Annotated in this window: 9 protein-coding genes, 1 pseudogene and 1 riboswitch; of the genes and pseudogenes, 3 read left to right on the forward strand and 7 right to left on the reverse strand. The window is 39.2% G+C overall.

Annotation, left to right across the window (positions count from 1 at the left end; translation table 11 throughout):
- Positions 1–308 precede the first annotated feature (308 nt).
- From H1P_RS12065 to H1P_RS12085, 5 genes are all read right to left on the reverse strand, one after another.
- Positions 309–815, reverse strand: coding sequence for an MSMEG_0567/Sll0786 family nitrogen starvation N-acetyltransferase (locus H1P_RS12065; RefSeq protein WP_144867376.1), 507 nt, complete (start codon positions 813–815; stop codon positions 309–311).
- A gap of 130 nt (positions 816–945) precedes the next feature.
- Positions 946–2,094 carry an MSMEG_0568 family radical SAM protein gene (locus H1P_RS12070; RefSeq protein WP_144867378.1) on the reverse strand — a complete coding sequence of 383 codons (1,149 nt, stop codon included), beginning with the start codon at positions 2,092–2,094 and terminating at the stop codon, positions 946–948.
- Positions 2,091–3,125 carry a Nit6803 family nitrilase gene (locus tag H1P_RS12075; RefSeq protein WP_246141640.1) on the reverse strand — a complete coding sequence of 345 codons (1,035 nt, stop codon included), beginning with the start codon at positions 3,123–3,125 and terminating at the stop codon, positions 2,091–2,093. The genes H1P_RS12070 and H1P_RS12075 overlap by 4 nt, the downstream gene beginning before the upstream one ends.
- 131 nt (positions 3,126–3,256) lie before the next feature.
- Positions 3,257–3,739: an MSMEG_0572/Sll0783 family nitrogen starvation response protein gene (locus tag H1P_RS12080; protein WP_144867380.1), complete on the reverse strand. Its 483-nt coding sequence runs from the start codon at positions 3,737–3,739 to the stop codon at positions 3,257–3,259.
- 65 nt (positions 3,740–3,804) lie between these two features.
- The gene (locus tag H1P_RS12085; RefSeq protein ID WP_144867382.1) at positions 3,805–5,088 is read right to left on the reverse strand and encodes an MSMEG_0569 family flavin-dependent oxidoreductase; all 1,284 of its coding nucleotides are present in this window, start codon (positions 5,086–5,088) and stop codon (positions 3,805–3,807) included.
- A 375-nt stretch (positions 5,089–5,463) separates the two neighbouring features.
- Here H1P_RS12085 and H1P_RS12090 point away from each other — a divergent pair, with 375 nt between their 5' ends.
- Entirely contained in the window at positions 5,464–5,892 is a 429-nt protein-coding gene (locus H1P_RS12090) for a nuclear transport factor 2 family protein (RefSeq protein ID WP_144867384.1), read from the forward strand.
- A gap of 455 nt (positions 5,893–6,347) precedes the next feature.
- Here H1P_RS12090 and thiC read toward each other — a convergent pair whose 3' ends face one another.
- Both thiC and H1P_RS12100 read right to left on the reverse strand, forming a co-directional pair.
- Entirely contained in the window at positions 6,348–7,724 is a 1,377-nt protein-coding gene (thiC, locus tag H1P_RS12095; protein ID WP_144867386.1) for a phosphomethylpyrimidine synthase, read from the reverse strand.
- 5 nt (positions 7,725–7,729) lie between these two features.
- A riboswitch (TPP riboswitch) is annotated at positions 7,730–7,826 on the reverse strand.
- A 289-nt stretch (positions 7,827–8,115) separates the two neighbouring features.
- On the reverse strand, positions 8,116–9,504 hold the full coding sequence (locus H1P_RS12100) for a J domain-containing protein (protein ID WP_144867387.1): 1,389 nt from the start codon (positions 9,502–9,504) through the stop codon (positions 8,116–8,118).
- A gap of 173 nt (positions 9,505–9,677) precedes the next feature.
- Here H1P_RS12100 and H1P_RS12105 point away from each other — a divergent pair, with 173 nt between their 5' ends.
- Together H1P_RS12105 and H1P_RS12110 are read left to right on the forward strand one after the other, a co-directional pair.
- A complete protein-coding gene (locus H1P_RS12105) occupies positions 9,678–11,054 on the forward strand; it encodes an MFS transporter (RefSeq protein WP_144867389.1) in 1,377 nt (458 codons plus the stop codon).
- Between the two features lie 97 nt (positions 11,055–11,151).
- Positions 11,152–12,696, forward strand: a pseudogene (locus H1P_RS12110) (glycosyl hydrolase family 57).
- Positions 12,697–12,808: the final 112 nt, after the last annotated feature.

Consider the following 12,808-nt stretch of genomic DNA (forward strand, 5'->3'; position numbering starts at 1 on the left):
CTTACTGAACTATCACCTTTCTCGATCGCGCTGACTATCTTCTCTCGAAAATCCACCGAATAAGCTTTCATTTACGATCTACTTTTACAATGCTTGATTGTCCCACATTTAGATGCAAACCGCTGTAAATACAATTCAGAGTTAGAGTGAGCATTATTTAATATAAATTATATATATGGCAATCTTTATGCTAATTACTATTAAATTCATGACATAAAGATTGCTATATAATTTAATTTTTTGTCATAAAAATAACGAGAAATAATAATTAAGAATTAACTAAAACTTTTTCTTGGAATATTTAATTTCTAAACCTTTTGACAAGCTGTAGACACAAATTGTAAAGCGGGACGAGGTTCGTCATTAGGGGGATAAAAATTTAGTTGAGCTTCCATAAGATGATGAGGACGATCGCAGATCGTCATTTCTGCTAAAGAATTCCAATGCAACCTCTGAAAAAAGCGCACATTGGGTAATTGAACTGTGGCTAAAAAGCGATCGCAGCCCCAAGCATTAGCGGTAGTAACGGCTTTGTCGATTAATCCTTTACCAATACGTCCTACTCGACGATAATCTTGATGTACGCCTAATCTGCCCCCATACCAAAGTCTCGATCTGGTTTCATAAATTCTGACTACTCCCACAACTTGGTTTTTGTTGTTGATGGCAATAATGGGATAAGCAATGGTGTCGTCTTCATCACGATCGCTTTGCTGGAAAATACCTTGTTCTTGGCAAAATATTTCTTGTCTGAGTTGATAGTAAGCTGCTATTTCTGTTGGGGATAGGGCTAGTTTGAATTGGTATTTAGTCATTCTTAGAAGAGACGTTCCATCGGAACGTCTGTACGATGATTGATGGTTGGTATTTTCCAATACAAATCGGAACGTCTATAAGATTATTGATAGTTGGTGATTATTAAGATAGATCGGAACGTCTGTATGATTATCGATCGTTGATATTTTCAAACACAGATAACGCCGAACAAGCCCCACATTTGGCACAACCTGCTTTAATATCCTCGGAAGACATACCTGCGTTGTTTAACATTGCACCTACTTTTTCGTAGATGGCATACATAAACTCACTGCTGGGGGGTTGGTGATTGGCTAAAGGTGTCCCTGTAATGGGAACAAAGGGAACTACAAAAGGATAAACACCGATTTGAATTAAGCGATCGCAGGTGTTGATAATTGTCTCTAAGCTATCTCCTAAACCAGCCAGAATATAGGTGCTTACCTGTCCCCAACCAAAAACCTTAACTGCTGCTGCAAATGCCTCAAAGTAATAATCCAGAGATACTTTGGCTTTTCCTGGCATAATGCGATCGCGCACTGCTGGCTCAATTACTTCTAAATGCATTCCCAAACTATCAACACCCGCTTCTTTCATCTTGGTAAACCAAACAAAATCATTGGGAGGTTCGCACTGTGCTTGAATGGGTAAGTTGACTCTGGCTTTTACCGCTTGGGCGCATTGGGCTAAATAAGCTGCACCTCTATCTGTAGTGTTGGGTGTCCCTGTGGTCATTACTAAATGTTCTATTCCATCGAGTTCGACGGCTGCTGCTGCTACTTCTGCTAGCTGTTCGGGGAGTTTTTGAGCGATGGTTTTCCCTGCTTCTAAGGATTGTCCGATGGCGCAAAATTGACAGGAAGTATTACGGTTGCTGTAACGAATGCAGGTTTGTAAAACAGTGGTAGCTAAGACGTTATGACTGTGTAATAAAGCAATCTGATTATAAGGAATTCCTTCAGCAGTTTTGAGGTTGTAAAATTTGGGCTGGTTGGGAAAGTCTAGAGAGGCGATTGTTTTGCCGTTTTTTTGTAGAGACGCGAAATTTGAGGGGCTGTCTTTTGAGGTTTCCTCAAAAGCTTGTATGCCCTGTCGCGTCTCTACGGTGGTATATGGGGATTCTGCTGCAACGCCGTTATAAACAGGTATCATTACTGTTGTGCCATCTACAGTAACAGCTTTGTGATCTGAAGGCCCTGCACCGCCTTTTCTTCCTGATGCACCCGTATCTTGATTGACTAACTGTAAACCCTGGGACTGTAATTCTGTAATTAACTTTCGTTTTTCTTCATTAGTCATTGCTTGTTGGTCATTGGTTGTTGATTATTTGTCTTGGGTGATTCTGGCATAACTGATTTACCATTAGCAAAATGCTCTTGTTCTGAAATCAGAGGAGAATTTGCTGTAGTTTGCTGCCAAACATTGTAGCGATCGCTATTAACCTGAAGTTGCAAGAGATCGGGACGGGAATAATGTCCCACAGAGTCCATCATGCGCTTGCGCTTGGTAATCAAAGAAAAGTCTAATTCTGCGATCGCCATACCTTCACCCTCGGTTATGGGTTCACATAGAGGAACGCCTTCAGGAGAGATAATTGTGGTATAACAACCACCCGTTAAAACTCTTTGTAATTTCTCTTCAGGACAAATTTCCGCAATTTGTTCGGGAGTTAACCAACCAGTAGAGTTAACCACAAAGCAACCAGCCTCCAGTGCATGATGTCTGATAGTTACTTCTGTCTGATCGGCAAAGATTTGTCCTACCATCGAACCTGGAAACTGGGCGCAGTGTATTTGTTCTTGTTGCGCCATCAGGCTATATCTAGCGAGAGGATTATAATGTTCCCAACAAGCTAAAGCACCCAATCTTCCCACAGCCGTATCTAATACTTTTAATCCCGAACCGTCTCCTTGTCCCCATACCATGCGTTCGTGATAGGTAGGAGTAATCTTACGTCGCTTCAAAAGTAAAGTCCCATCCCCATCAAAGATTAACTGGGTATTGTATAGTGAACCAACATCGCGTTCGTTAACTCCCAAAACTACCACCATATTATTAGCCTTGGCTGCTTTACTTACCGCCTCTGTAACAGGGCTCGGAACTTCTACCGCCTGTTCGTACAAGCGCATATGTTCTTTTCCCATCAACACTGGTGGCTGAATAAAGGAAAAATAGGGATAGTAGGGGATAAAAGTTTCAGGGAACACAATTAATTGCACCCCTTCTTTAGCTGCATCAGCGATCGCGCTTAAGACTTTCTCGGTTGTTCCTTCACGGCTATACAATACAGGAGATATCTGGACGGCTGCTGCTTTAACGGTACGTAACATTTTTAGAAAGGATAAATTATGAATTATGAGGGATAAGGAAATCAAGAATTCTCGAAAGACAAACAATAAGGTTTTCCAATTTAAGGTTTAGTCGATCCTCAGTCCTTATCCTTCATCCTTCAATCCTTCGTTTACGTTGTCCAAGTATCTAAGATAAATGAACCATCTTTGCGATGTAGTAACACTATATCTAAAACATCCAAAGGATTAATCGGAGTAATCCCAGGAATTAGAGAGGGTTCACCATGTCCATATAATGCTTGTAAGGCGAAACGACAGGCATAAACTTTACCGCCTTCTTCCATAATTTTTACCAACTGGTTGTTCATCGCCTGATGTCCAGGGAAAGCCTCATCCCCAATTTTAGGGAAGCCTCGTTGTACCCCTAATGTTACACCAGGACCATACAACAATACAGAAGTTTCAAAGCCTTTACGGATTAAACGAGTAGTTTGTAATAAGTTAACTAAGCCAATCGAGCCTTCAAAAGCAACAGTGTGAAAGGTAACTAAAGCTTTTTCTCCAGGTTCAGCTTGCACATCAGGAAATACTTTTTCTTCGTAATCTACAAAAAAATCACCAGCTTTATGGGCGGGGGTAGTAACGTCAGGCATAATTTAGATTTCTCCGATAGTTGTAATACAAATTCATGTAGGTTAGGTTAGCGAACCGCCCCTACCTACGAGCCAATTGCAGCTTCATTAACCGCCAATAGCGTACCAGGATAGGCATATTTCATTTTATCAGCGATGTAATCACACAAATATTCAGCATCTCTGGCTATTCCTGAAAATCTTCCCGAACCCCAGGTATATAGCCAAGGAAGTCCCAGAAAATATAAGCCTCTAACGCTAGTGACACCGCGATCGTGACTGGGATAACCTAACCCGTCAAAGACAGGTACTTCAATCCAGCTAAAGTTAGCTTGATAACCAATACACCAAATTACAGAACTAATATTGGTTTGTTTGTAGTTTAGTTCTAAAACTTCTGTTTCTGGTTGCCAAACTGATTGATAAGGTGATTCATTTGGTACTGATATTTGTTTCTTTGTGATGTACTCATCGATAGTTTTTTTGATACTTTCAGCTACTTCATCAGCACGATCTAGATTTTGCTTGAGATTAGGCTTAAACTCTAAGCTGTCTTCTTTAATATCTTTTAAAGAACCGTATAGTTGCATTCCCTCTTTAGCAAAGGTTCTCAGATCGATTTCATGACCGCCACTACGACCAGTAACATAGTGATTGGTCTTAGTTCTGACGTTCTCCTTATCAGGATGGTTTTCAATGGTGAGATCGTAGTATCCTAATTGGTCTAACCAATCCACCACATCTTTACCCCGATAGCGACGAGGCGATCGCGGTGCGCCACCAACACACAGATGAACTTTTCTTTTCGCTAGGTGCAAATCTTCAGCGATTTGACAACCTGATTGACCAGTACCTACTACTAAAACCTCTCCCTCTGGTAAAGATTGGGGGTTTTTATAGTGAGAAGAATGCAACTGTAAGATATCTTCAGGCAGTTTTTCCGCCATTCTGGGTATTTTTGGCTGATGGTAGCTACCTGTGGCTATAACAACTTGATCGGCTGTATAGTTGCCAAGAGAGGTACTTAACTCGAACAATCCTCCAGGCTGATTTTTTCTTACCTTGAAAACTTCTACCCCCTCTTTGATTGGTGGGTTGAAAGATTTAGCATATTCTTGGATATAGTTAACGATTTCATCTTTTTCCATGAAGCCGTTGGGATCGTTCCCTGGATAATGATAACCAGGAAGGGTACATTGCCAATTGGGAGTGACTAGACAAAAAGTATCCCAGCGTTTTGCTTGCCAAGAGTAGCCAATTTGGTTTTTTTCTAAGACAATGTGGTCAATGCCTTGATTCTTTAAGCAATAGCTAATAGAAAGACCAGCTTGACCGCCTCCTATAACTATAACGGAGTAATGCTTCTTCATTGGTTAAGTTCTCATTCACAATTACCGAATCGCATTTCTAGTTTTGAATGCTGATTTCTCGGTCAAATTATTAACAGGTTATGATTTAGTTTTCCTGCTCCCTGTATAGTTTGCTACCAAATTATTAACTCTAGTGATAGTTACAGGAAAGAAATAAAATTCAAAGGAAAAAACTACTATTACCTGTTAGAAATGACAGGTATTCAAAAATCATTGATTTCGTTATATAGACCTCTAGCAATAGTTAAAGTCTGGAACAAATAGCGATCGCATTTTCCTGTAATCCCTGTCTATTTCAACAGGTAGATTATTGACAAACGAAACTGTATAAACTAAAAGAGATAGCAACAAATCAAGAGTTATTAAGCGCAAATCATGGAAACGAAGCCTCCATTACCACCATTCACTTTAGAAACTGCAACAGCAAAGGTTCAAGCAGCCGAAGACGCTTGGAATACTCGTAATCCTGAAAAGGTATCTTTAGCCTATACTGTTGATTCTCAATGGCGTAATCGTGCAGAATTTATTAATGGTAGAGCAGAAATTGTTACTTTTTTACAAAGAAAATGGGACAAAGAATTAGATTATCGCCTTAAAAAAAGACTGTGGAGCTTCATGGATAATCGTATCTCTGTTTGTTTTGAATATGAATGGCACGATGATGGTGGTTTTTGGTATCGTGCTTACGGTAATGAAAATTGGGAATTTGCCGAAAATGGCTTAATGAAAAGACGCGAAGCTAGTATTAACGATGTTCCGATTAAAGAATCAGAAAGAAAGTTTCTTTGGGAACGTAAAGCTTAATAGATAGTTTTAATACGTCTAATGTGAATTGAAATTACTTTTGATATAGCCTAAATCATCGTCAAAGAAAGCTTTTCGGCGTTACGAGAAGAGCGAGAATAATACCTATAGACTTTTTTCAAAGGTGAATTTATCTTTAGCTTATAGCAAGAAAGCTTACAGCTTATAGCTACGAACTAATAATACTAATTCTCGCGCACTAGCTAAATACATGACCAAATTATTTACTATTACAATTAGACTCTGAAAAATTTGTCATTCTTGACTTATGGCTTTTGACTTTTTATTTTTTACTTTAAACTAAGTCTCTTATTACTTTTGATAAACGGTATAAGTTTAAAGCGAAGGTAATTCACATCAGGCGTTTTAATAGTTCAGGCAATAAAAAAGGCACACTTCAAACAAATTAAGTGCGCCCCAAAATTGTCAATTAATTAATATCAATCAAGTATTTTTTAACTGCTAGTCACTGTTTCTTCTCTAGCTAGGAATTTTTCTAACTCACTCAAAGCATCAGCATCTACTTTAGTTTGCATAGGACAGAATTTAGGGCCACACATAGAGCAGAATTCCGCAGTCTTGTAAATATCTGCTGGTAAAGTTTCATCGTGATATTCTCTAGCTCTGTCAGGATCGAGAGAAAGTTCAAACTGGCGTTCCCAATCAAAGTTATAACGAGCTTGAGACAGTTCATCATCCCGATCTCTAGCTCCTTGACGATGACGGGCAATATCCGCAGCATGAGCAGCAATTTTATAGGCAATTAAGCCATTACGTACATCTTCTGCATCAGGTAAGCCTAAGTGTTCTTTAGGAGTAACATAACAAAGCATTGCTGTACCGTACCAACCAGCCATCGCAGCACCAATAGCAGAGGTAATATGGTCGTAACCAGGAGCAATATCTGTTACCAAAGGGCCTAAAACATAGAAAGGTGCTTCGCTACACTCTTCCATTTGTTTTTTAACGTTAAACTCAATCTGATCCATCGGTACGTGACCAGGCCCTTCTACCATAACCTGCACATCATGTTCCCAAGCACGGCGAGTTAATTGACCAAGGGTTTTAAGTTCAGCTAACTGGGCTTCATCAGAAGCATCATGAGTACAGCCAGGACGAAGAGAATCACCTAAGCTAAAAGATACATCGTATTTTTTAAAAATTTCAATGATGTCATCAAAGTGGGTATAAAGAGGGTTTTGCTTGTGATGATGCAACATCCAGCGAGCAATAATACCACCACCACGAGATACAATACCTGTAAGGCGATTTTTGACCAAAGGCAGGTGTTCAATTAAGATACCTGCGTGAATGGTCATATAATCTACACCCTGTTGAGCGTGTTTCTCAATGATTTGCAGAAAGTCATCAGCACAGAGCTTATCCATATCACCATGTACGCTTTCTAGTGCCTGATAAATTGGTACAGTACCAATAGGAATTGGTGAAGCATTAATGATTGCTGTACGAATTTCGTCCAGATTACCGCCTCCTGTAGACAAGTCCATTAAAGTATCAGCACCGTATTTAACAGCTAGATCAAGCTTGGCAACTTCTTCTGTAATATCGGAAGAGTTAGGAGAAGCCCCGATATTGGCATTTACTTTGCATTTGGAAGCAATACCAATGCACATCGGCTCTAGGTTAGTGTGATTGATATTTGCAGGGATAATCATTCTACCCCTTGCTACTTCATCACGAATTAAATCGGTGGGTAAGTTTTCTCGCTTTGCCACATAATGCATCTCTTCAGTAATTAGTCCTTGACGAGCATAATGCATTTGAGAGACATTATTTTGTCCTCTGCGTTTTGCAACCCAATCTATTCTCATAATATTTCCTCAATAAACAGCTTCCCTCCGCTGGTGCTAACCAGTCTCAGGTTCTAAGGGTATATCTCAGCCTTTTCTTTCCAGGCACCCCTAGCTATGGAGATGATTGTAACATTATGGATGAGGTTAAAAAAGTGAATACGCAATCAATGTAGAATTGTCGCAAAAGTAAATATATCTTATTGAAGTTATAGTAATTTCAAATAGAAACCACAAGTTACTCAGTACTACTTTTTATCCTTTAGGGAAGCGGTATCCGTGATAGGCATCCTTCATCCTTTTACCAATGTTTAACAACGTAAGGAAATTAATTGGAACGACTATAGGACTCAGTAGTCTTGATATCAGTAGGGGTGAATGGTCATTCGCCCGAACAGTAGTCACCATAAAGTTAGCTTGATAAAAAATATTGAGTTAAATAGTAAAATCCTAAGCTGATTGCAGTCATTAAAGGAACGAGAAGGGTAGATTTTGCTTCTGAGAATTTAAGGATTTGAGTGCAGTTTGTATACAAAGTTAAAATTCCGTAAGAAAATCCAAAAATTAGTAACGTTAGTAAAGGGAAAACTGGAGTACCTTGAGGGGTGGCAATAAATCCCATAGCCAAAAAAGACAATCCTAACGGAAGAAAAGAAGTCCCCGCCAAAAACATATCTTGAGCTAAATTTCCTCTGGTATTGTCAATCAGACGGAGTACACCACTAATTAAGGTTAAACCAATAAAGGGAAAAAAGTTGAGAAACAGTAGTTGTCCAACACTCAAAGAAGAGACTGCGGGTAAAAGTTGTTGAGATGTTTCTACAAGCAAATAACTACTACCAGTTAAACAAAGATCGGCAACCACACCATAGATCAGAGCAACACCCATAGCCTGAGAGTATGATAAACGAGCAAAAGCTGGTAATAATCCACCTACAGGATTAAAAATGTAAGAGATTAATGTCACCAAGGCGTTGTTTGATAGCTCGACTATTTGCGAATAAATCCAACCAAGGGTAAAACTACTTTTACCAAGAGAGTTAATTTTCTTTTTTGTGAGACTGTACGCGCCATAATTTCCTTCAGCACGAAATAATTCTGCTGCTACTTGCCAATCTTCAATAGCAGAAAGGTGATCTCTTAAATCTTGGTAGGCAATACCTCGATAATAATAAGCTTGAGCATAATTTTGTTCTTGGCTAATAGCTCTGCTGTAAGAGTCAACCGCAGCCTGTACGTAACCTAAACTAAAACGCGCTCTTCCCTGATAGTAATAGGCTTTAGGCACAGAAGATTTGATTTGAATTACGCGGTAGCAATCATCTAAAACCCCTTGATTATCTCCTAATTTGTAGCGTATTTCACTTCTTTTGAGATAAGCATCGATAAATTTGGGGTCTAATTCGATCGCTTTGGAGTATTCTTTGATCGCTATTTGATATTGCTTATTTTTCGATTTTGCCACACCACGAAAGAAACAATCTTGAGCATTAGAGTTTTGTGTCTCTGGTACTGGCTCACTTTTGCGAGGGCGAGAAGTATAAGTTTGCTTTTTCTGGTAAGAATGTTGTTTTTGCTGTAATCGGAGATCGCTATCATAACGGCGACGTTTTATCTTATCCGATAAAATCTCATAGGCTTCAGATATCTGTTTGAAGTGTTCTATGGTTTCTGGATTATGAGGATTTAAGTCTGGATGATATTGGCGTGCTAAACGACGAAATGACGTTTTAATGTCTTCTGGAGTCGCTTTAGGTGATACTTGCAAAATAGAGTAGTAGTCTGTTTTGTTAGCCATCATTTTACGCCGTTATTGAATACCTCAATTAATTTAAAATTAGATTTTATTATCCCCCTATTGGTCTTCTCTAAGAACTTTTTGGCAAACTAAGGTTAAAATACTTGGAGCTTGTTGCCTTCTCGCAGGGTATAAATGCTGATTAAACTAAATCATATTAACAATTTCTCTGCTCTATGCGGACTTTTTTGATTGTTTGGCTCGGACAACTCATTTCTTTGTTAGGTTCTAAACTAACAGAGTTTGCATTGGGTTTTTGGATTTTAGAACAAACTTATCGCGAGACGGGAACAATTACCCAGTTTGCCATTACTATTCTCTTAATTTATCTCCCTAAAGTAGTTGTTTCTCCCTTCGCAGGGGTGATTATAGATCGTTGGAATCGTCGCTCTGCAATGGTTCTTAGTGATACCGTTACGGGAATAGTGGCGATCGCTGTTATGGTTTTGGTGACTACTCAGAAATTAGCTATTTGGCATATCTATATTGCAATTACGATCACTTCTATTTTTAATGCATTTCAAACACCTGCTTATCTAGCAGCGATCTCGCAAATTGTTCCTCAAAAACACCTCAGCCGAGCTAATGGAATGGTTCAAGTCTCCATTGGAGTGGCAAAAATAGCTTCTCCTTTTATTGCAGGGTTATTGATGAAATTTGTGGGTTTACAGGGAATTTTAACGATTGATGCCGTAACGTTTGTCATCGCTATCATATCATTGGCTACAGTTAGGTTTCCTAATCTTAAAAGAACTAAGTTAATAAAAAGATCGCCCATCGAACAATTTGTAACCGATACTATTTCAGGATGGAATTATATTGCTACTAGACCAGGACTATTACGTTTGTTGAGTTTTGTTGCTATTAGTTACTTCACAACTGGAATGCTAGAGGTAATTTTATGGCCCTTACTCTATGAACCAAATTCTACCGAAAGATTGGGAAGTATTTTATCTATTGGCGGTTGTGGGGTGCTAGTGGGTAGCTTGCTAATGAGTGTTTGGGGAGGCGGAAAAAACCGTGTTTTAATTATTTTGGCTTGTATTGCTCTACAAGGACTGGTTACTCTGGGCGCGGGTTTAAAAATCTCTTTGGTTGTCTTGGCATTGGGAATTTTTCTTTACTTGTTTGCTCAACCTATTATCATTAGCTCTAATCAAGCCATTTGGCAGAGTAAAGTGCCAGCCCGTTTACAGGGTAGAGTATTTGCTTTGCAGCAGAGTTTGGAAAGGGCTTTAGCCATCTGTGCTTATATTACTGCTGGTCCCTTAGTAGATAATGTCTTAAATCCTCTGATGAGCCAAGGAAGCTTTTTAGAGAGATTTTTGGGCAGGTTTATTGGTAGTGGCATCGATCAAAGAGCAGGTATTTCTTTACTCTTAATTTTACTAGGAACTTTGAATTTAATCATAGTTGCGATCGCTTTTCAAGTACCTCGTTTGCGCCATCTCGAAAAGGAATTACCAGATCGTAATTTTCCCCAATCTCAGCTTAAATTATCTTCTATGGATTCCAATCAATCTCTTTCTCGACACTCGAGTAACCATTTATGATACTTAAAAACTTCATTAACCAATAATAAATCTTAAGCTACTTTTTCTCTATTTTGCCGATATCATCACACTGAACAGTAGTATCCATTGGAAATAAATGATTGCAACTGCACTATCTTCAAACACATCAGAAATCTCTCGCTTTGGACTTCCCAATATTTGCGGAGACGAGAAGAAAATTAGTCAATTAGTTAATCATGACGAGCCTATATTTCTTAACGATAGCAACCTCAATCTAGATCAGATCAATGCAGGGTTTGCTTGCGCTCTCCATATGCATCAACCCACTATTCCCGCAGGTGCTAATGGGGAATTGATTTGTAATCTGCAATATATGTTTGAACATCAAGGAGAAGGGGATAACCATAACGCTGGTGTCTTTGCTTGGTGTTATAGCCGTATGACGGACTGGATACCCGAATTAGTCGCGGAAGGAAAAAACCCTCGCATCATGTTGGACTACTCGGGAAATCTTCTCTGGGGTTTACAGCAAATGGGAAGGGATGACATTATTGATAACCTGAAAAACATTACCTGAAATCTTCTCTGGGGTTTACAGCAAATGGGAAGGGATGACATTATTGATAACCTGAAAAACATTACCTGCAATGAGCAGTATCAACCTTATGTAGAGTGGTTGGGTACAATGTGGTCACACGCAGTAGTACCTTCTACCCCTATTCCTGACATTAAATTACAAATCCAAGCTTGGCAACACTACTTTGCTGCTATGTTTGGTGAATCCGCACTAAAACGAGTTAAGGGTTTTTCTCCTCCAGAAATGCATTTACCTAATAATCCCGATACTCTCTACGAATACATCAAGGCGTTAAAAGATTGTGGATATCGTTGGTTACTCGTACAAGAACATTCTGTAGAAAGATTAGACGGTTCGGGATTATGGCACGATGATAAATATGTTCCCAATCGTTTAATTGCGCGTAACTCCAAAGGAGAAACGATTAGTATTACCGCTTTAATTAAAACCCAAGGCTCAGATACTAAGTTAGTCGCGCAAATGCAGCCTTTCCATGAAGCTAAAGGAAGAGGTAAGCAAAAACTAGGCGATATTGAAGCACCTTGTTGTGTTTCTCAAATTGCTGACGGAGAAAATGGCGGGGTAATGATGAATGAATACGCTCGCGATTTTAAACCTGTTTGGCATGAAATTGACGGGTTAGGTGTAGTTGGTTTCAACGGTACAGAGTATATTGAACTGTTAGAAGCCAAAGGAGTTAAACCAGAAGATTATCCTACCTGTCAAGCAGTGGGACAACATAAAATCTGGAATCAAGTAGACACCAATAAAGTTACTCCTGAAGCAGTGGCTAAAGCTATTGAAGATTTACAAGCAACTGACCATCAATTCCACATGGACGGCGCATCTTGGACTGATGATTTAAGTTGGGTCAAGGGTTACGAAAATGTTTTAGAACCCATGAATCAATTAAGTGCTATGTTCCACGCTAAATATGATGCTGAAGTTGCAAAAGACCCTTCTGTAACTCAAAGTGCGGAGTATTTAGAAGCATTACTTTATTTGTTGTTAGTCGAAACCAGTTGTTTCCGCTATTGGGGACAAGGTACTTGGACTGATTACGCTAGGGAGTTATTTCGCCGTGGAGAAGCTTTATTGAAATAAATTAATCCAACATTGCGACAAAGCGAACGCCTTTCCTGATAAACTTTTCAGATCAAAAGGGTGAGCAATGCCCACCCTTTTACTTAATTTTAGATTGCTAATTCGCTCTTAA

The organism is Hyella patelloides LEGE 07179, from assembly GCF_900659865.1.
Taxonomy (GTDB): Bacteria; Cyanobacteriota; Cyanobacteriia; order Cyanobacteriales; family Xenococcaceae; genus Hyella; species Hyella patelloides.

Coding starts and splice junctions, on each gene's coding strand:
- H1P_RS12065 (WP_144867376.1), bottom strand. CDS start 815: ATGACTAAATACCAATTCAAACTAGCCCTATCCCCAACAGAAATAGCA.
- H1P_RS12070 (WP_144867378.1), bottom strand. CDS start 2,094: ATGACTAATGAAGAAAAACGAAAGTTAATTACAGAATTACAGTCCCAG.
- H1P_RS12075 (WP_246141640.1), bottom strand. CDS start 3,125: ATGTTACGTACCGTTAAAGCAGCAGCCGTCCAGATATCTCCTGTATTG.
- H1P_RS12080 (WP_144867380.1), bottom strand. CDS start 3,739: ATGCCTGACGTTACTACCCCCGCCCATAAAGCTGGTGATTTTTTTGTA.
- H1P_RS12085 (WP_144867382.1), bottom strand. CDS start 5,088: ATGAAGAAGCATTACTCCGTTATAGTTATAGGAGGCGGTCAAGCTGGT.
- H1P_RS12090 (WP_144867384.1), top strand. CDS start 5,464: ATGGAAACGAAGCCTCCATTACCACCATTCACTTTAGAAACTGCAACA.
- thiC (WP_144867386.1), bottom strand. CDS start 7,724: ATGAGAATAGATTGGGTTGCAAAACGCAGAGGACAAAATAATGTCTCT.
- H1P_RS12100 (WP_144867387.1), bottom strand. CDS start 9,504: ATGATGGCTAACAAAACAGACTACTACTCTATTTTGCAAGTATCACCT.
- H1P_RS12105 (WP_144867389.1), top strand. CDS start 9,678: ATGCGGACTTTTTTGATTGTTTGGCTCGGACAACTCATTTCTTTGTTA.